This is a genomic window from Oceanicola sp. 22II-s10i, assembly GCF_002210105.1.
Lineage (GTDB): Bacteria > Pseudomonadota > Alphaproteobacteria > Rhodobacterales > Rhodobacteraceae > Pseudooceanicola.
Map to the genome: position 1 here is coordinate 22,048 of NZ_AQQU01000014.1, position 19,874 is coordinate 41,921.

Annotated in this window: 19 protein-coding genes; 2 read left to right on the forward strand and 17 right to left on the reverse strand. The window is 59.0% G+C overall.

Annotated features, from left to right (window positions below; translation table 11 throughout):
• Positions 1-42 precede the first annotated feature (42 nt).
• Genes ATO6_RS21955 through ATO6_RS21970 form a run of 4 tightly spaced genes read right to left on the reverse strand, consistent with a single transcriptional unit; the run spans position 43 to position 3,603 of the window.
• Entirely contained in the window at positions 43-1,179 is a 1,137-nt protein-coding gene (locus ATO6_RS21955; protein ID WP_088626188.1) for a CaiB/BaiF CoA-transferase family protein, read from the reverse strand.
• Positions 1,180-1,189: 10 nt separating this feature from the next.
• A complete protein-coding gene (locus tag ATO6_RS21960) occupies positions 1,190-2,047 on the reverse strand; it encodes a MaoC/PaaZ C-terminal domain-containing protein (RefSeq protein ID WP_028284918.1) in 858 nt (285 codons plus the stop codon).
• A 23-nt stretch (positions 2,048-2,070) separates the two neighbouring features.
• The gene (locus ATO6_RS21965) at positions 2,071-3,222 is read right to left on the reverse strand and encodes an acetyl-CoA acetyltransferase (RefSeq protein ID WP_088626189.1); all 1,152 of its coding nucleotides are present in this window, start codon (positions 3,220-3,222) and stop codon (positions 2,071-2,073) included.
• 3 nt (positions 3,223-3,225) lie between these two features.
• A complete protein-coding gene (locus ATO6_RS21970; protein WP_036538078.1) occupies positions 3,226-3,603 on the reverse strand; it encodes a Zn-ribbon domain-containing OB-fold protein in 378 nt (125 codons plus the stop codon).
• A 104-nt stretch (positions 3,604-3,707) separates the two neighbouring features.
• Between ATO6_RS21970 and ATO6_RS21975 the strand changes: the two genes are divergently transcribed.
• Both ATO6_RS21975 and ATO6_RS21980 read left to right on the forward strand, forming a co-directional pair.
• Positions 3,708-4,853, forward strand: coding sequence for a CaiB/BaiF CoA-transferase family protein (locus tag ATO6_RS21975; protein ID WP_028284921.1), 1,146 nt, complete (start codon positions 3,708-3,710; stop codon positions 4,851-4,853).
• 33 nt (positions 4,854-4,886) lie between these two features.
• On the forward strand, positions 4,887-6,053 hold the full coding sequence (locus tag ATO6_RS21980) for a CaiB/BaiF CoA-transferase family protein (RefSeq protein ID WP_028284922.1): 1,167 nt from the start codon (positions 4,887-4,889) through the stop codon (positions 6,051-6,053).
• A gap of 21 nt (positions 6,054-6,074) precedes the next feature.
• Here ATO6_RS21980 and ATO6_RS21985 read toward each other — a convergent pair whose 3' ends face one another.
• The 13 genes from ATO6_RS21985 to ATO6_RS22045 all read right to left on the reverse strand — a co-directional run bounded on the left by ATO6_RS21985 (position 6,075) and on the right by ATO6_RS22045 (position 19,838).
• Entirely contained in the window at positions 6,075-7,232 is a 1,158-nt protein-coding gene (locus ATO6_RS21985) for an acyl-CoA dehydrogenase family protein (protein WP_028284923.1), read from the reverse strand.
• Between the two features lie 207 nt (positions 7,233-7,439).
• Positions 7,440-8,366, reverse strand: coding sequence for an electron transfer flavoprotein subunit alpha/FixB family protein (locus ATO6_RS21990; protein WP_028284924.1), 927 nt, complete (start codon positions 8,364-8,366; stop codon positions 7,440-7,442).
• A complete protein-coding gene (locus ATO6_RS21995) occupies positions 8,366-9,124 on the reverse strand; it encodes an electron transfer flavoprotein subunit beta/FixA family protein (protein ID WP_028284925.1) in 759 nt (252 codons plus the stop codon). Before ATO6_RS21995 ends, ATO6_RS21990 begins: the two co-directional genes overlap by 1 nt.
• 42 nt (positions 9,125-9,166) lie before the next feature.
• Positions 9,167-9,949: an enoyl-CoA hydratase/isomerase family protein gene (locus ATO6_RS22000; RefSeq protein ID WP_028284926.1), complete on the reverse strand. Its 783-nt coding sequence runs from the start codon at positions 9,947-9,949 to the stop codon at positions 9,167-9,169.
• Between the two features lie 11 nt (positions 9,950-9,960).
• Positions 9,961-10,737, reverse strand: a complete 777-nt coding sequence (locus ATO6_RS22005; protein ID WP_028284927.1) for an enoyl-CoA hydratase/isomerase family protein — start codon at positions 10,735-10,737, stop codon at positions 9,961-9,963.
• 79 nt (positions 10,738-10,816) lie between these two features.
• Positions 10,817-12,067, reverse strand: a complete 1,251-nt coding sequence (locus tag ATO6_RS22010) for an ABC transporter substrate-binding protein (RefSeq protein WP_028284928.1) — start codon at positions 12,065-12,067, stop codon at positions 10,817-10,819.
• 102 nt (positions 12,068-12,169) lie between these two features.
• Entirely contained in the window at positions 12,170-13,408 is a 1,239-nt protein-coding gene (locus ATO6_RS22015) for an ABC transporter substrate-binding protein (protein ID WP_028284929.1), read from the reverse strand.
• Positions 13,409-13,441: 33 nt separating this feature from the next.
• Entirely contained in the window at positions 13,442-14,251 is an 810-nt protein-coding gene (locus ATO6_RS22020) for an ABC transporter ATP-binding protein (RefSeq protein ID WP_088626190.1), read from the reverse strand.
• Between the two features lie 11 nt (positions 14,252-14,262).
• On the reverse strand, positions 14,263-15,336 hold the full coding sequence (locus ATO6_RS22025) for a branched-chain amino acid ABC transporter permease (RefSeq protein WP_028284931.1): 1,074 nt from the start codon (positions 15,334-15,336) through the stop codon (positions 14,263-14,265).
• A 3-nt stretch (positions 15,337-15,339) separates the two neighbouring features.
• The gene (locus tag ATO6_RS22030) at positions 15,340-16,227 is read right to left on the reverse strand and encodes a branched-chain amino acid ABC transporter permease (RefSeq protein WP_028284932.1); all 888 of its coding nucleotides are present in this window, start codon (positions 16,225-16,227) and stop codon (positions 15,340-15,342) included.
• Positions 16,228-18,147 carry a long-chain fatty acid--CoA ligase gene (locus ATO6_RS22035; RefSeq protein WP_028284933.1) on the reverse strand — a complete coding sequence of 640 codons (1,920 nt, stop codon included), beginning with the start codon at positions 18,145-18,147 and terminating at the stop codon, positions 16,228-16,230.
• Complete coding sequence (locus ATO6_RS22040; RefSeq protein ID WP_036538081.1) at positions 18,140-18,946, reverse strand: ABC transporter ATP-binding protein; 807 nt, start codon at positions 18,944-18,946, stop codon at positions 18,140-18,142. The genes ATO6_RS22035 and ATO6_RS22040 overlap by 8 nt, the downstream gene beginning before the upstream one ends.
• Positions 18,947-18,983: 37 nt before the next feature.
• Positions 18,984-19,838: an SDR family oxidoreductase gene (locus ATO6_RS22045; RefSeq protein WP_028284935.1), complete on the reverse strand. Its 855-nt coding sequence runs from the start codon at positions 19,836-19,838 to the stop codon at positions 18,984-18,986.
• Positions 19,839-19,874 lie beyond the last annotated feature (36 nt).

Sequence of the window (19,874 nt, forward strand, 5' to 3'; positions counted from 1 at the left end):
AAATGTTAGATTACCGATTCAAAACCTGCCCGTCAACGGGATTTACTCTGTCTTTGGTTGGTCCACGCCATAACGCGTATTGTCTTCGCCCAGAGTGGCTGCAACTCCGACCGAATTTCCGGAAGAACGGAACTCCGGCGCAATTGGCAGCGGTAAAGCAGGCGCGTCCCGGCCGGAGATTTTTACTGTCCGCCCGAACACGTCACGCGCTTTGAAATGCGGGTCATGTGCCGCCTCGGCGGGCGTTTTCACGACCGAACAGCAGCAATCTGCCGCTGCCAGCAAAGGCTCCCAATGGGTCGAGGGATGTTCCCTCAGACGACGTGCAACCTCCGCGGCACAGGCATTTGGATCGGACCAGTCATCGCGAAGGGCCACCGGCAAACCAATGACATCGCAGAACAACTGCCAAAACTTTTCTTCCAACGCGCCGACGGCGATCTGACGCCCATCCGCAGCCGAATAAAGCCGATACCGGGCCAGGCCACCCGTCAGACGGCTGCCACCGCTTTCGATGTTCTGCCCGGCAATCACACCTTCGGCATGGGCCCAATAGGCAAAGGCGAACGCCCCCTCGGCCATTGCGATATCCAGATGCGTCCCCTGCCCGCTTGCCTGGCGCGCAATCAGGGCCAGCAGGATATTCATCACCGCAGGATAGGTTCCGCCTCCGATATCGGCGACCAGCCCGAACGGGGCCGTTGGCTGGTCATCCGGTCCGCGACTGAGCGACAGGTTACCCGCATCACCGACGTAGTTGAGATCGTGGCCGGCGGCGCTGGCCTTTGGTCCGGTCTGGCCATAGCCGGTGATCGAACAATAGATGAGACCGGGATTGATCTTTCGCACCGCTTCATAACCAAGCCCCAGCCGGTCCATCACGCCGGGACGGAACTGCTCTACCAGAACATCGGCCCTCTCGATCAAGGGGCGCAGACGTTCCACTGCGCCCCTTGACTTGAGGTCGATGGCCACCGATCGCTTGCCGTGGTTCAACACGGCAAATCCGATGCTCTCTCCGTCGATCTTGGGCTCGGTTTGGCGCGCGTCCTCGCCGACTCCGGGACGCTCGAACTTGATCACTTCGGCGCCAGCCTCGGACAGCATGAGCGTCGCCATCGGACCGGGAAGAAGTGTGCTGAAATCCAGCACCAGGATATCCTTGAGCGGTTGAGCCATCTTCACTGCCTCAGGCGAAGCGCGCCGCGCCGTTGTTCAGAACAACCACGTCGCGTGCCGGAATAGATGCTCGAAACCGGGCCTCGCCGTCCTCTTCCCAGATTTCGAACCGCACGGTTTCGCCGGGATAGACCGGAGCTGAGAACCGAACATCCAGACCGACAAGCCGGGCAGAATCATAGTCAAGCAACGTCTTTAGAATCGCCCGGGCCGCCAGCCCATAGGTCGCCAGACCATGCAGGATCGGGCGGTCGAACCCGACAGAACGGGCCACATCCGGGTCAGCGTGAAGCGGATTGAAATCACCGCTGAGACGATAAATAAGGGCTTGGCGCGGCAGGGTATCGATATCACATATATGATCAGGCGCCCGATCAGGCAGCACTGCGGGTGCCGGACCCGCCTGGTTTTCACCGCCAAACCCCCCATCACCGCGACAGAAAGCCGACATCGCCACGCGCGCTAGTTTTTCGCCGCTGTCCGCGTCGATAATATCGCGGCTTTGGTAAATGACGGCTCCCTTGCCCTCGCCCTTGTCGGCGATGAAGTCGATCTTGCTACGGCCGACAAGCCGGGCATGTGTCGGCAGCGGCTTGTAGATGTCGAGCCACTGTTCGCCGTGCAGCACTTTCTGCCAGTTTACGCCGGTCTTGGGATCGCGCAGCCAGAAGCCGGGATACCCCAAAATAACCGCCATCGAGGGAACTGCCTTCAGCCCGTCTTCATAGACATAGGCCAGCTCCTTTTTGTCGGTCGGATCCTCACCGAACCCAAGGCCGAGTGCATACAGGATGGTATCCCGCTCGGTTAGCGTCTGTTCGATTTCCTCAAAGTCCCAGTTCGACAGTGCATCGAAATCCAATGGCATTTGCTTTCCTCCCTTAGTTGCCGTCAGAGCGTGTTTTGAGATCCAAGTATGGCCGTGACCTGACTGGACAGCACACCGCCGTTGCCATGCGCCAGCGCCAGATCAATATCCTTCAACTGAATGCCTGGCGCGTCGCCACGGATCTGGCGGGCAGCCTCGATCACTGTGAAGATGCCGTACATCCCGGGGTGCACACAGGACAGGCCGCCGCCATTCGTGTTCACCGGCAAGACGCCGCCAGGCGCGATGCGTCCGCCCTCGACAAAGGCCCCTCCCTCGCCCTTGGCGCAGAACCCCAGATCTTCAAGAAACAGGATGGTATTGATGGTGAAGGCATCATAAAGCTCGACCGCCTGGATGACCGCAGGGGTCACGCCGGCCGCAGCAAAAGCGCGCGCGCCCGAGGCGCGGGCGGCGGTCACGGTGAAATCCTTCATTTGCGAAATCTGCCGGTGCGAGCTTTCCGCAGCACTGCCCAGCACATAGACAGGCGCCTTCGGGAAATCCCGGGCGCGGTCCGCGTGGACCATTACGATCGCGCCGCCACCGTCGGTGACAAGACAACAGTCGCGCACGGTCAATGGATCGCCCACCATGCGCGCACCCAGCACGTCCTCGCGGGTCAGCGGGCCGCGCTCGAACGCTTCGGGGTTGCGCTGCGCCCAGGCCCGCGCGGCAACGGCCACGTCGGCCAGCTGTTCGCGGGTGGTGCCGTATTCATGCATGTGCCGCGCCGCGGCCATCGCGTAGGCCGAGATCGGATAGCGCGGATTATACGGCGCCTCGTAGGCCGGCGGACGTGAAGCGGTCACCAGTCTGCCCGATGCGGTGCGCTGGTTGGAGCCATAAACAATCAGCGCGACATCACACAGACCGGCATCAAGGGCCATGGTCGCGGACGTCAGGTAGTTTACGAAGGACGAACCGCCCGACATTGTGCCATCAATGAAACGGGGCTGGATGCCCAGATACTCCGCCGCCATAAGCGCCGGCATGCTGTCTTCCATCATGGTGCACAACAGCCCGTCGACGTCGGACAGGTTCAGCCCGGCATCGCCAAGCGCCGCAAGCGCGGATTGCGCCATGACATCATAGGCCGTCAGGCCATGGGCTTCTCCGAAACCGGCATGACCGGTTCCCACGATGGCGGATTTTCCCCGAAGTTCAGTGGTCATGGCTTATCCCTCCGACGGCTTGAAAAGCACGGCCGGAACACCCTCGGCCTCGCCCACGAAGGCGGTTACGGGCATGTCGATGGCGACCTCACCCGGAGCAATGCCCTCGACCCGGCTCATCATCCGGACACCCTCATCCAGCTCGACGACGCATACGTTGTAATCGCCGCCCCGTTCGGGCTTTCGGCGCACAACTGTTGTGGTGTGGACCCGTCCCTTGCCGCTAGCCTTCTTCCAAGAAATCGCGCTGCCATGACAATGGGGACACAGGACTCTCGGGAAAAAGTGATATGCCCCGCAATCATCGCACTTGGGCAGCAGGATCTCTCCCTCTGCCAGCGCGCGTTGGAAAAACTGGTCTGGTCGTTTGGCGTCCTGCACCGGCGTTCTCCTTCAAGCGATCCAGTCTTTGTCTAATCGTATTGATTATGTTTCTAACAATTGTTAGATTTAGTCAACCTTTCAGGATCAATTGAGAGAAACTCATGTCAGGTTCAGACTTAGCCCCCCTTTCCGGCAAACTCGTCGTTGCGTTGGAACAGGCAGTCGCCGCGCCTTTTTGCTCCTCGCGGCTGGCCGATGCCGGCGCGCGTGTGATTAAGATCGAACGCAAGGGAGCCGGCGATTTCGCCCGCGCCTACGATACCGCCGCCAACGGCGAAAGCGCCTATTTCACATGGTTGAACCGGGGAAAGGAATCGGTGGCGCTGGACATTAAAGCCGACGAAGACCGTGAAATCCTGCTCAGGATGCTGGAAAACGCGGATGTGTTTATTCAGAACCTGCTGCCGGGCGCGCTGGCCAAGCTCGGGCTCGATTCCGCAAGTCTGCGAGAGAGGTTCCCGCGTCTCGTGACCTGCGACATCACCGGATATGGCGAAGACGGCCCGATGCGCAACGCCAAGGCCTATGACCTTCTGGTGCAATGCGAGAGCGGTCTGGCATCAGTGACCGGCACTGCGGACGGACCGGGACGGGTTGGAGTGTCGGTCTGCGATATCGCAACCGGTATGACAGCCCATGCCGGAATCTGCGAAGCACTGGTCGGGCGAGATCGCACCGGCAAGGGCAGCGGCGTTTCCGTGGCAATGTTTGATGTGATGGCCGACTGGATGTCGGTTCCGCTGCTATATCACGATTACCTTGGCAAGCCGACACCCCGTGTCGGACTGAACCACACGGTCATCTGCCCGTACGGGGCCTATGAATGCAAGGACGGTCAGCTTGTCGTCATTACCGTGCAGCACAGCGGCGAATGGCAAAGGTTCTGTGAACACATACTGGGCGACGCGGCTCTGGCAACCGACCCCCGTTTTCAGGACAACACATCGCGCATCAACAACAAACCCGCGCTCGAAGTGCTCATCAAGGCCGTGTTCGCCTCGCATGACCGCGCCGAGATGCTGAAGCGGCTTGACGCTGCGGGCATTGCCTCGGGCGCGGTGAACGACGTGGCGACCCTGTCCGGTCACCCCCAGCTTGACCGATCCGTGATAGGCACACCCTCGGGCGAGATCAACGTCCCGACACCCCCGATCCGGCGCAGCGTCGGCGAAACGACACTGCGCCCCTGCCCGGCCTTCGATGCGCAAGGTAAAGCCATTCGCGCCGAATTCGGACCCCGTTCATGAAAACGGTGGACAACCAAAAGGGTGGACAATCAAATGACCGCTGAGAACAAACCGGCGATCCTTCAAGGCGTGAAGATCGTCGATCTGACTTCTGTGGTTTTCGGACCTTTGGCGACGCAGATGCTGGGCGATCTGGGGGCCGATGTGATCAAGGTGGAAGGCCCCGAGGGCGATCTTCTTCGCCAGGTCCAGCCATCGCGCAACAAGCTGATGGGGGCCGCTTTTCTGGGGACCAACCGTAACAAGCGCAGTGTCGTACTCGACCTCAAAACACAAACTGGTCGCGATCAGTTGCGCAAACTGCTCATCGATGCCGATGTGATGATTTCGAGCATCCGGCCTGCGGCGCTGGCCAGATTGTCTTTGGATCCCGAAACTCTACGCCAGGAAAACCCGAACCTGATCACGGTATCCGCCACCGGTTTCGGGCAGGACGGGCCCTATGCCGCCAAGCCTGCATTCGACGATTCCGTCCAGTCGGTGTCGGGATTGGCCAGCCTGGCAACCTTGCGCGACCCCGAGGCACCGCCCGCTTATGCCCCGACAATTCTGGCCGACAAGCTTGGCGGCGTGACCGCCGCCTATGCCGTGATGGGCGCCCTGTTCCACCGCGAGCGTACGGGACAGGCCCAGCATGTCGAAGTTCCGATGTTTGAGACGCTGGCCGCCTTCCTGCTGGCCGAACACATGGATGGCGCCACCTTCGAGGAGACTCCGCAGGATTTCGGCTATGCCCGCATGCTGGTTCCGCACCGGCGTCCGGTTCAGACCGCAGATGGCTACATCACCATTCTGCCCTACACCAACGTGCAATGGGCGCGGTTCTTTCAGGCGGTCGGGCGCGACGACATGATCGACCATGTCTGGGTCACTGACATGGATGCCCGAAGCCGCAACATCGGCGCAGTATACGATATGGTGGCGCAGATTGCGCTGACCCGGACCACGGATGAGTGGCTTGACCTCATGGAGCAGGCCGACATACCCGCCATGCCAGTGCGCAACCTGTCAGATTTGCCGAACGATCCCCATCTTGCCGCAACCGGGTTCTTTCAACGGATTGATCACCCGACCGAAGGTGCGATCTGGACGACACGCCCGCCGGCTCGATTTTCGGCGACCCCTGCGCGACATGATCATCGCCCGGCCCCGCGACTTGGGGAACACAGCGACGAAATTCTGGGGCCGGGCAGGGAGTAGCCCCACCCGGCACCGGACGGATCAAACATCCATCGAGCGTGCGATCAGTTCCTTCATGATCTCGTTGGTGCCGCCATAGATCATCTGGACCCTGCTGTCGGCATAAAGTCGCGCGATGGGGTATTCCATCATGAAACCGTAACCGCCGTGCAGTTGCAGGCATTCATGCATGACCTCGTTCTGCGTCTGGCTGCCCCACCATTTCACCATCGAAGCCGTGGCCGCATCAAGTTCGCCCGCTTCAAGACGCGCGAGCCCGTCATTTACGAAGGAACGTAGCAATTCGGCCTTGGTTTTGCATTCCGCCAGTTTGAAGCGTGTATTCTGGAAGTCCATGATCCGGCTTCCAAATGCCTTGCGGTCCTGAACATATTTCACCGTTTCATCGATCGCAAAATCAATAAAACCGAGCGCGGTAATGCCGATCATCAGCCGCTCCCAAGGCAGCTGCTTCATCAGCTGGTAGAACCCCTGCCCCTCTTCCGGACCAAGCAGGTTCGCCGTGGGCACGCGCACATCCTCGAAGAACAGCTCAGCAGTATCCGAACCTTTCATACCCAGTTTCTTCAGGTTCCGTCCCCGGCGAAAGCCCTCGGCGCCCTCGGTTTCCAGAACGATCAACGAAACGCCCTTGGCGCCGGCGTTGCGATCGGTCTTTGCCACGATAACAACGAGATCCGCCGTGTGCCCGTTTGTGATAAAGATCTTCGAACCGTTGATCTTGTAGTGGTTGCCATCCTTTTCCGCGTAGGTTTGTACGTTCTGGAGGTCAGAGCCCGTTCCAGGCTCGGTCATGGCAATCGCCGCAACGCTGTCGCCGCTGACCAGTTTCGGCAACCACTTTTTCTTCTGTTCCTCACTGCCATATGCGTTGAGATAATGGATTACGATGGACTGAATCCCATAGCCCCAACCCGTATCACCGGTGCGCCCCTGCTCGTAGACGGTAATCGCGTCGAACCCGATGCCGCCACCGAACCCACCATATTCTTCGGCAATCGAGCCACCCATGACACCCTGCTGACCGACTGTTTTCCAGAAGTCGCGGTCAACAATTCCCTGCTCCGCCCATTTTTCAATCTTCGGAGCCATCTCTGCATCGAAAAGCCTGCGTGTACTATCGGCGAACATCTTGTGTTCATCCACTGCCCAACTCGGGGAGTTCTTGATCAGAGACATGTTTTATTCCTATCGGTTCATGCTTGCATTGAAGAAATCTAACAAGTGTTTTATTTCCTGGCAATGAACCCGAGGCGTTCTGACGGGGCGTCACAAGGCTTCGGACCGTGCGCATCCGGATTTATCCAATCACGCGCCGCCCATTCGGCTCGTACAAAAAAGGCCCGCCAAAACAGGCGGGCCTTTTTGTAATTTTTTCGCAATGACTTACAGCCTGTCGGTCAGTTCGGGCACGGCGTCGAACAGGTCGGCAACCAGACCGTAATCGGCAACCTGGAAGATCGGGGCTTCTTCGTCCTTGTTGATCGCGACGATGATCTTGCTGTCCTTCATGCCGGCCAGGTGTTGGATCGCACCCGAGATGCCAACGGCGATATACAGGTCAGGCGCGACCACCTTGCCGGTCTGGCCAACCTGCCAGTCGTTCGGTGCAAAGCCCGAGTCGACGGCGGCGCGGGATGCGCCAACGGCGGCGCCCAGCTTGTCGGCCAGTTTCTCGATCAGGGCAAAGTTCTCTTCGGAGCCGACGCCGCGCCCACCGGACACGACCACACCGGCCGAGGTCAGTTCGGGACGATCCGATGCGGCGACCTTGTCTTCGACCCATTCCGACAGGCCGGGGTTGTCCCCGGCACCGATGCTTTCGACCGAGGCAGACCCGCCTTCGCCAGCGGCATCAAAGGTCGAGGTGCGGAAGGTGATGACCTTTTTCGCATCCGACGATTTGACGGTTTGAATCGCGTTCCCGGCATAGATCGGGCGCTCGAACGTTTTGCCATCGACAACGCCGGACACGTCCGACAGGACCATCACGTCCAGCAGCGCGGCAACGCGCGGCATGACGTTCTTGGCGTCCGTGGTGGCCGGGGCGACGATATGTTCATAATCACCGGCCAGCGATGCGATCAGCGCGGCGGTCGGTTCGGCCAGGCGGTGACCCAGCGATGCGTCTTCGGCGACCAGAACCTTGGCCACACCGTCGATCTTGGCGGCGGCGTCGCCTGCGGCAGCAGCAGAGGCGCCCGCGCACAGAACGGTCACATCGCCCAGGGCCTTGGCCGCGGTCACGGCCTTGGCGGTTGCGTCGATTGCCAGTTCACCATCGGTGACTTCTGCGAGAAGAAGAACAGCCATTATACAGCCCCCGCTTCTTTGAGTTTTGCGACCAGCTCGTCCACCGAGCCGACCATGATACCGGCCGCGCGTGCCACGGGCTCGGAGGTTTTGACGATTTCCAGACGCGGCGTGACATCAACGCCGTAATCATCGGCGGTTTTCTCATCCAGCGGCTTTTTCTTGGCCTTCATAATGTTGGGCAGCGACGCATAGCGCGGCTCGTTCAGGCGCAGGTCCACGGTGACGATCGCGGGCATCTTGACCTTGATGGTCTGCAGGCCGCCGTCAACTTCCCGGGTCACGACGGCACTGTCACCGTCGATGTCCAGTTCCGAGGCAAAGGTACCCTGCGACCAGCCCAGCAGGGCTGACAGCATCTGGCCGGTGGCATTCATGTCGTTGTCGATCGCCTGCTTGCCGCAGAGAATCAGACCAGGCTGTTCCTCTTCCACGACCTTGGCAAGGATTTTGGCCACTGCCAGCGGCTCGATATCATGGTGCACGTCATCCGCTGCAACGACCAGAATGGCGCGGTCGGCACCCATGGCCAGTGCGGTGCGCAGGGTTTCCTGCGCCTGTTTGACGCCGATGGATACCGCGACCACCTCTTCGGCCTTGCCGGCCTCTTTCAGGCGTATCGCCTCTTCGACGGCGATTTCGTCGAAAGGGTTCATCGACATCTTAACGTTGGCCAGATCGACACCGCTTCCGTCCGCTTTGACACGAACCTTCACGTTGTAGTCGATCACGCGTTTCACAGGCACGAGTACCTTCATTGGCGTGGTCTCCTTGAGTTTTGCGATAAGGTTTCAACCGAGCTAACGGTCTTTGAATTCTGGAGTTCTTTTTTCCGAAAACGCTTTCATGGCCTCAGGAAAGTCATGCGCGCACAGCAAAACGCTTTGGGCATCGCGCTCGATATCCAGCGCCTCGAGATAGCTGCACTCGGCTGCGGCGCGCATCACACGCTTGGCGGTCTGAACGCCAAACATCGGGTGCGTTGCAATCTCGCGGGCAATTTCCAGCGCCCGTACCTCGACCTGGTTGGCCGGCACGCATTCTTCGACAACGCGCAGGTCCCTGGCGGTGCGCCCGTCGATTTCACGGCCCGTGAGCACAAGCATCCGGGCAACGCCCGCACCGGCGCGCTGCTGAAGCAGCCAGCTTGATCCCGTGTCGGGACAACCGCCGACGCGTGCAAATACTTCGCACAGCCGGGCATCTTCGGCGGCAACGACAATGTCCGCCGACAAGGCCAGGCTGAGGCCCGCGCCAAAAGCCACGCCGCATACCGCGGAAATCAGAGGTTTGCGAAACAGATAGGCCGCGCGTCCGCCATCGTGAACCAGGTCCACCATTTCCGACGTCGCCCGCGCGCCTTTGGCGATCTCGGACTGAAACCCGACAAGATCGCCGCCGCTGCTGAAATGATTGCCACCGGTCATAACAACGACACGGATCGTAGCGTCCCGTTCGGCTTCGCGCAGAAGCGCCACCAGTTCTTCGACGAACCCGATGCTGTAAGGGTTGCGTTTTGTCGGCTGAAGAAAACGCAGGATTCCGACAGGGCCTTCCCTGTCCAGGCGAATAAGCTCAGTCATTCAAGTCTCCATCAGGTCCCGGTCCAGACGGGTGCCCGCTTTTCAGCAAAGGCCTTTGGGCCTTCAATCGCGTCGTTGCTGGCGTAAACCACCTCGTGAAGGCGCTTGCCCTCTTTCAGGCCACCCGCACAGCCCAGGTCCATGGTCGCGCGAACGCCGCCTTTCGCGGCAACAACCGACAGCGGGGCCGCGCTGGCAATGCGTTTGGCAAGGTCAAATGCCCTTGCGCGGACAGCATCGGGAGTGTCTTCGATATAGTTGGTGAACCCGTATTCGTGCAGGCGCTCGATCGGCATCAAGTCGCCGGTCAGAACGATTTCCATAAGGATGGGCTGCGGTAGCATGGACAGTGCCGGCGATGCCCAGGGCGATCCACGACCGATCTTTACTTCGGTGATACCGACCTTGGTCCCCTTGAGACCGACCCGCAGATCGCAATTCAAGGTCAGCATCATGCCGCCCGCCATCAGCGACCCTGTCATCGCCGCGATGATCGGTTTCTTGCAGGCGCGCATGGTCTCGTGAAACGGGTCGCGCATCTTGGTCAGAATATCGACACCCTCGTCGCGTGCGATTTGTGTGGCTTCCTTCAGATCCAGTCCGGCGCTGAAAACGCCGCAATCGGCAGAAGTCAGAATGGCCACACGAACGCTGTCATCCGCCTCGATCTTCTCCCAAGCGTCGGTCAGCCCGTTCGTCGCCGCCACGGAAAGCGCGTTTTTACGTTCTGGCCGGTTGATACAGACGGTCGCAATTCCGTCTTCGATCTTCACGTCAATGGGGCTCATGATACCTGCTTCGCTTTCTCGGGACAATCTAACTGCGGAAAGCTTCCCCGCGACATGTCTGCCGCGGGGAAGCTCTGTCTTATTCGACGGTGAACGTCGCGGAGCTGTGCTTGATGACATCCCAAACAACGTCAAGATAGTCGGCGCTCCAGTCGGTCAGCGGAACCCAGGTTTCGCCATTCCACTGCTCGACCCGGGTCTTGCCGCCACCACCGTGGTCTTTGTCGGTCAGTGTAACCGGGGCCATGATGCCGTTTCCATCGAAGTTCTCGATCGATTCATAGGCATTCTTCATGCTTTCCGGTGTGATCGGCCAACCGTTTTCAGTAATTGCGATCCGCGCGGCTTCGAAACCGGCCGAGTAGATCGCCATGCCCGTGTTGTAGTACACGTCGCGCACCAGGCTCTCGGGACCGCTGCCCTTGCCATTGGCATAGTAGGTGTCCAGCATCGTCTTGACGATCGGAACTTCCTGGCCACCGGCCACGTTGGTCCCGCGCAGGATGCCTTTCGCCTCTTGTGCGCCGATATTGGCGATATCGACTTCGTTCAGCCAGTTCACCGACAGATAGCGGTCGATCGGGAAACGGTTGCGGCGCATTTCCTTCGAGGCGACCACATGCCCGCCCGCCAGCAGCCAGCTGATCACGTAGTCAGGCTTGTCGCGGCGGATTTTGCTCCATGCGCCGGCCTGATCCGACCCGGGAAGCGGTACGGGATACAGCTCCAACTCGAACCCTTCCTTTTCGGAAAGCGTTTTCAGGATCTCGATCGGTTCCTGGCCAAAGGGGTAATCCAGATAGATGAACCCGATCTTCGCCTTGCTCAAGTCACCGCCCATCTGACCCTTGATGAAGGCAACGTCATTTGCCGCCTGCTGCCAGTACGTCGGACCGACCGGGAAAACCCATTCGAACACTTCGCCGTCCACCGCGTCTCCGCGGCCAACAAAAGACTGCATCAACAAGTTCCCGTCCTTCATCGCACGCGGCAGAACCGCGTTCGTGACCGGCGTGGACAGAAAATTGAATAGGAACACACCTTCGCGCTTGAGCTGCTCATAGCATTCCACACCACGCTGGGGTTCGTTGCCATGATCGCGAATGATGATTTCAACCGGATGACCTTCGATACCGCCATTTTCGTTGGTGTACATCGCCAGATCCTGGGCGGCCTGAGCCACCTGCGGCGAAATGAAAGTGTAGGATTTGCTAAGGTCGAAGCAGAGTCCGAAGCGGATCGGCTCCTTGTCCTGCGCTGCGGCCACAGTCGCGCTTGCTGCCAGCGCGGCAGTCAGTGCCACCGCCCTTATGTGCTGTTTGACTTTCATGTTCTCTCACTCCCGTTGGTTTGGTTTGGTTTGGGGCTGTGATACCGCTTTGCAAACGCCGCTGCCGCCCCGCGTAGCGTCGCCCTTCCTGCTACCAGTCTTTCACTGCTCGTATTTTGAGGAACTTTTTTTCACCACGTCCCACACGACGTCCGTGTACTCAGAGATCCAGTCGGTTTGCGGCACCCAAGTCTCCCCGTCCCACATCTCGATCCGGGTCTTGCCACCGCCGCCATGATCTTCGGCCGTCACCGTAATGGGGGCCATCAGCCCGTTCGCGTCGAATCCCTCAAGCGACTCCAGTCCGGCCTTGTAGGATGTCGGAGTGATCGGCAGCCCCTCGGCTTCCGCCGCCTTGCGCGCGGCTTCGAACATGATCGAATACATGGCCAGCCCGGTGTTGTAGAAAACGTCCTGCGTCTTCTCGATCGGGCCGGATCCCTCGCCCTTGTCATAAAGCTCGGCCATGATTTCCTGATACAGGGCAATATCCTGACCGCCCACGACATTGGTCCCGCGCTTGATACCTTTGGCGGCCTCTTTACCGATGTTGGCGATATCGACTTCGTTCAGCCAGTTGACCGAGATGTATTTGTCCATCGGAATGCGATTGCGCTGCATCTCTTTCGAGGCAACCACATGGGCACCGCCCAGCATCCAGACAATCACATGATCTGGGTTGTCCCGGCGCACCTTGGACCACACACCGGCCTGGTCGCTGCCAGGCAGTGGCACGGGGTACAGTTCAAGCTCGAAACCCTCTTTCTCGGACAGGGTTTCCAGGATCTCGATCGGCTCCTGCCCGAAGGGATAATCGAAATACACAAACCCGACCTTCACATCTGACAGATCGCCGTCATGCAATTGCTTGATGTAGGCGACATCGTTGGCGGCCTGTCCCCAATAGGTCGGCCCGATCGGATAGACCCAATCGAAGACGGTGCCATCAACGGCATCGCCGCGCCCGACAAGCGACTGCATCAGGATACGCCCGTCTTCCATGGCCCGCGGCAGGATAGCCAGAGACACCGGAGTGGACAGGGTATCGAAAACAAAGACGCCCTCGCGGCTGAGTTTCGAGTAGCACTCGATTCCGCGCTGCGGTTCGTTCCCGTGGTCACGCACGATGACTTCGACCGGTTCCCCACCGATGCCGCCCTTCATGTTGATGAGCTTGGCAAGGTCCATCGCGGCCTGCGAAACCTGCGGCGTGGCAAAGGTATAGGCCTTGCTGAGATCGTAGCAGATGCCGATCTTGAATGGCTCGGCCAGCGCCTGGGTGCCGAACAGCGCCCCGCCAACCATTGAAAATACAGCCAGCGCTTTGGTAAGTTTCTTCATTTTTTCCTCCCTGAACAGTTTTCGAATAGTACGTTAGCTCAGCCAACGTTTGCGTCGGCTGTAGTGCTTGACGTTGTGAAAATCGGTCTCTCCGCCGCCTAGATAGAACTCCTGAATGTCGGAGTTGGATTTGAGCGCCTCGGCCGTGCCGTGCATAACGACGCGGCCGTTTTCGATAAGATACCCTTGCGAAACGATCTCCAGAGCTGCCAGGGCGTTCTGTTCCACCAGCAGGACGGACAGCCCCTCATCCTTATTGATCTTTTGCAGGATGCCGAAGATTTCCTCGACCAGGAACGGAGCAAGCCCGAGACTTGGTTCATCAAGCATCAAAAGCTTCGGCTGGGTCACGAGGGCCCGCCCAATGGCAAGCATCTGTTGCTCACCACCCGACAAATAGCCTGCTTGCGAATTTTTGCGTTCGGCAAGCCGTGGAAAATAGGCGTAAATCTTGTCCTTTTCCGCATTCAGCGTCGATCGGGACATTCCGCGCGGCGCGGCGGCGGTCAGGTTCTCGTCGGGGGTCAGATGTTCAAAGACCCGCCGCCCTTCGATGACATGACAGATGCCCATCTCGACGCGTTTTTGCGCGAGCGCTTCGGTAATGTCCGTTCCTTGGAACGTTATCTCACCTCGGCTGATGCGTCCGCGCTCGGCTTTCAAAAGACCGCTGATCGCTTTCAACGTGGTGCTTTTTCCCGCTCCGTTCGACCCCAAAAGCGCGATCATCTCGCCTTTTGGAACCTGGACCGATACACCTTTGATCGCCAGCATTACATTGTCGTACAGCACCTCGACACTGTTCATGGACAGAATGTTCTGGGCTTCAACTTTTTCTTGCATCGGCATTTCCCTTATTTCTTGAACTGATCGAAGGGCCAGACCATCAGGTAGTCTCTGATGTTGCCGTAGAGTTTTCCCAAACCAAGCGGTTCGATCAGAAGGATAATGACGATCAGCGCGCCATAGACCGCGTTGGGGATGTGGGCGAGCGTTTCAACGTTGATCTGCATGCCAAGCCCGTCACTCAGCGTGACGACGAGACCGTTCACGATACCCGGAACAAGAAGGATCAGGGCAACACCGAAATAGGAACCGATAATGCTGCCAAGGCCGCCAACAATCACCATCGCAAGAACCTGGATCGAAACGGCAACCGAGAATTGCTCGGGTGCGGCGAGAAAGAAAAAGGTGGCAACAAGCAACGCACCGCTGACGCCTGCGATGAACGAAGAAGTCGCGAATGCGAGGATTTTGTAGTAGAAACTGTTCACACCCAGGATCGCGGCGGCAAAGTCTTTTTCCCGGACAGCGACCAAGGCGCGACCGAGTCCAGTACGCTTGAGATTAAGCATGAAGATCGTCACCAACACACACCAGCCGAAGGCGACATAGTAGAAGCCAGTATCAGTGGTAATCTCTTGCCCCAACAACGCCAGCGTCGGCGACTGGAGCGATGCGTGTGAGCCCCCCGAGATCGCCGGCGAGTGGGTCAGAACCCAGTCCATCACGAACTGCATCGCAAGAGTGGTAAGGGCGAGATAGAGGCCCTTGACCCGCAAAGCGGCAAAAGCGAACAGGCTGCCGATCACGGATGACGTCAACCCGCCAATGATCAGGGCGAATTCCCACGGCACCCCGAAACGCGCGGCATGGATAGACGAATACGCTCCGACGGCCATGACCGCAGCATAGCCCAAGTGCAGTTGGCCGGCCCAACCTGTCACCAGGTTCAGCCCCAAAGCGGCGGCCGTCCAGATCAGCCAGGGAAGCATGTAGCTGTTCAGATAAAGCGACGGGATGATGAATGGCGCGGCAAGGCCGATCAGAAAGATGAAAGCTGTCAGATTTCTGTCGGCAGGCACCTTGAAGATACGGCTGTCCGAAACGTAGTCGGCGTGATGGACGCCGGAAAGTCTGTAAAACATGCCTTACACCCTTTCGATGTCGTGACGACCGAACAGCCCGTGCGGACGGATCATGACGGTAAGAATGAGCACGGCGGCGACGATAAGCTCACGGCTTCCGCCTCCGACAAGCGGATCGAGGAAATCAGCGCCAACGTTTTCGACGACGCCCAGGATGATGCCTGCGATCACGGCGCCAAGGATACTGTCGAGACCACCGAGAACGGCAACCGTCAGACCTTTGAGAAGCAACAGCGACAGCGCCTGATCGACACCCTGAATCTCACCCCAGATGACGCCAGCGGCGACGGCAACAACGGATGCCAATGCCCAGGATAACCCAACGCCGCGCTCAACCGAGATACCTACCGACCACGAAGCCATGTAATCATCCGCGATCGCCCGCAACTTGATCCCGGTCCGGGTTTGGAAGAACAGCATGAAGCCGACAAACAAGGCAAGCGCGACACCGGCACCGACCAGATGGATGCGGCTGATGAAGATGTCGCCCAGGAACAGCGGATCATAGCTGACGCCCAGTTCCATCGAACGCGACGTTCCGCCCCAGATGGCAAGTGTCGTACCCCGCAGGAATATGTCGAGGCCAAGTGTCAGCATCAGGATCATGACGACCGGGCGACCCGCGAGACGACGCAGGGCAACACGCTCGATGCCGAACCCAAGGCCGAACATGACAACCGCAGCCAGAGGAATGGCCAGCCACAAGGGCAAACCCACATCGCGCGCCAGCGCCAGGACCACATAGGCACCCACCATGGTCAGCCCACCCTGCGCCAGATTGGGCACCGAGGACGCTTTGTAAATCAGCACGAGGCCGATGGCGAAAAGCGAATATAACAGACCCGTCAAGGCTCCGTTGATCGCAAGCTCTGATAGAAAGACCCAGTCCATTTATACCTCCCTGACGGGAAGGCTTCTTTCGACCTTCCCTACTTCCCCGGTCTCGTAAGTCACCTGCGCGCTTACGTGGACCTCTTTTGAACCGTCGTAGAGCGCCGCGATCACGTCAGCATAGCGTTCCTGAACGACCTTGCGCCGCAGTTTTCGTGTCCGTGTGATTTCACCATCGTCCGGGTCGAATTCTTTCGGCAGACTGACAAAGCGTTGCAGGCGCAATGGCTCGGTGACGGCCTTGTTGACCCGTTGGAACGCCTCGCGAAGCAACGTCGCGACCTCTTCACGCTGAGAAAGATCGGCATATGACACGTAAGGTACGCCGTTCACTTCGGCCCAGTGCCCCACGGCCTCGAAATCCACGCAGACCATCGCCGTCAGTTCCTTCAGCCCGGCGCCAATCACGGCCGCATCCTTGATATACGGGCTGAATTTCAACCGGTTCTCGATGTAGTTTGGAACGTAACGTTCACCGTCGGCGGTGTGCATGACCTCGGATACACGCCCAAGAACAACCAGGTGTCCGTCGTCCTCCAGATAGCCGGCATCACCTGTATGCAGCCACCCGCCGTCAAGGGCTTCGGCGGTCGCTTCGGGTTTGTTGAAGTACCCTTCAAACACGCTGTCCGAGCGCACCAGGATCTCACCGTCTTCGGCAATGCTGACCTCGACGCCAGGCGCGGGTTTGCCAACCGTATGAAGACGGACCTCGCCCGGAGCCTGAATCGCGTTGATCGCGCTGTTCTCGGTCTGGCCGTAGAGCTGACGCAACTTGATCCCCAGGGCGCGGTAGAACACAAAGGTGTCTTCCCCGATCGCTTCACCGCCGGTGAACGCATTCTTGAGGCGGCTCATCCCGAACTGGTCCTTGATCGGACCGAAAACAATCGCCTCGCCCAGAAGCCGGCCCAATGGCTCAAGAACACCGCCGCTTTTGCCATTCAGCTTGCGCGTTTCCGCCGCGATGGCCCGATCCATGAAAAAATGGTACAGCCATTTCTTTAAAGGGGTCGAATTTTCGATACCAACCTGGATTGTCGTCAGCATCTGGTCCCAGCTTCTTGGCGCCGCCAGATAGAATGTCGGAGCGATCTCGCGCATGTCGCGCACGACCGTTTCCTGGCGCTCAGGCACATTCACGGTGAAACGCCAAAGGAGTGCCGCGGCAACGGTTATGGCGTAGTCTCCCACCCAGGCCATCGGCAAGTACGCGAGGATCTCCTCATTTTCGCCGAAGGCACCCGCCGCATGTCCATTCCGAGCAGCAGCAAGAACGTTCTTCTGACTCAGTACGATGCCCTTCGGCGCGCCCGTCGTTCCGGAGGAGTGCAGAAAAATGGCCGGATCTTCCGGCTTCGCACGACTAAGCAGTTCCTCACTCAGGCCCGGGGTTTCGTTCAGATCGTGCTGACCAACTTCGATCAGGTGATCCCAGGACAACAGCCCTTCAACCTCGTAGAAGCCAAGACCGCGCGCTTCATCATAAATGATGTGGTCGATGCCCTCGGCGCCCGCGTCCTTCAGTTCCAGGATCTTGTCAACCTGTTCCTGATCTTCGGCGATGGCCGCGACGATTTCGACTTCGCCAAGAAAGTGCCGGAGTTCTTCGAGCGTCGCGCCGGGATAGGCAGGCATTGCATAGGCACCCAGCAACGAAATAGCCAGCATTCCGCCATACAGCCGCGCCCGGTTGTCGCCCAGGATAAGCACCGCCTTGCCCGGTGTTACGCCGATTTTCTCAAGCCCGGCCGCGCAGGCCAGCACCTCTTCGGCGTATTCCGCCCATGTGGTTTCCTTCCAGATCCCACGCTCTTTTTCGCGAAGCGCGATTTCCGAACCGTGTTTCGAGGCGTTCCGCGCCAGAATTGCGCCGATCGTGTCGCCGCCCGAAGACTGTTTCTTCGTCAAATCAGTCATGCGACCCTCCGATATATGCCTCGATGACCCGCGGGTCCTTCACAACCTCCTTGGGGATGCCACTGGCGATCATTTCACCATAATTCAGGGCCAGCATCCGATCACAAATGCCGGTGATGACATCCATATGGTGTTCGATCAGCAGAACGCTGACGCCGCGTTCGGCACGGGCATCCAGAATGAAACGGGACATATACCCTTTCTCTTCCTGGTTCATGCCGGCCATCGGTTCATCGAGAATCAGCATCTGTGGCTCGGCCACCAATGCCCGCGCCAGCTCGACCCGTTTTTTCAACCCGATCGGAAGGCCATCGACCAACTCATGCCGGATGCTCTCGAGTTGTAGAAACTCGATCACCTCTTCGACGATCTTGCGGTTTTCGATTTCTTCACGCTGTGCTGCCCACCAGTAAAGCGCGGTGCGCAGAACGCCCGGTTTCATGTGGATGTGCCGCCCCAGCAGGATGTTGTCCAGAACGCTCATCCCGTTGAACAAGGCAAGATTCTGGAACGTCCGGGCGACGCCGAGCTTGGCAACCTTGTGAGGTGCCGTACCCGTGATTTCCTTTCCTGCCAACCGCACAGTCCCCACATTCGGTGGGTAGAACCCGGTAATTGCGTTCGTCAGTGTTGTCTTGCCGCTGCCGTTCGGGCCGACAAGTCCAAAGATTTCCCCCTGCCGAATGACGAGGTCCACACCGGTGACAGCGACGATGCCGCCGAACCGTCGCTCGACCCCGCTGCACTCCAGTATCGCCCCATCATCGGCTCCGATTGCTGTTTTAATCTTAGTCGTCATCTAGATATCATTGTCCCCCTAAGGTTCACGGCCAACATCAGGTAATCCGGAAGTAGTCCGGCCGCCCCGTTGGCCATGGATCCCCCCACAATTGCTGCCCACCGTCGATGTTCAGAACTTCTCCGGTTACGAATTTCCCTGAATTCGCCGCCATATAGACAACCCCTTCAGCGACATCCCATTCGTCCCCGGCGTGCCGCATCGGGTTGGAGTCCTGAAAGGTCGCAGAACCCTCCGGAGGGTAGTTCCCGAAACCGTTGCTTTCGCAGCAACCCGGCGCCACGCAGTTCACTCGGATACCGTGCGGGGCCCACTCCACCGCAACCGACTTGGACAGGTAAACTACTCCTGCCCGGGCCGCACAGGTATGCGCGATGCCGGGCATGCCGCGCCAGATATCGGCCACGATGTTGACGATGGAGCCCGATTGCTTGTTGGCAACCCAGTGGCGCGCCGTGGATTGCATCATCCACCACGTGCCGTTCAGGTTGGTGTCTATGACCGCATTCCAGCCCTTTGGACTAAACTCCAACGCTGCTTGCGGAAACTGACCCCCAGCATTGTTCACCAATACGTCAATCGCCCCGAACTCCTGGTTCGTCTTGGCGACAAAATCCTCGACCTGCTCAGGCTCCCGGATGGTCATAGGCACAGCGAAAACTTCGCCCCCGAAACTTTCAAGGAACTCCTTGGCCAAAGCCAGTTTCTCTTCGTTGCGTCCATTGATCGCCAGATTGGCCCCGAGCCTTGCGAACAAGGTCGCAATTGCCAGCCCCAATCCGCCTCCGGCCCCGGTCACCACAACGACTTTGCCGGTGAATAAACCGCTTGCGTAAACGGTTGCACGTTTTGATAGGTCCTCCCTCGAAGACCCAAACTGCGTCTTATTCACGACGCCTCCTCCCATTCCCATTAGGGGCAGCTGCCA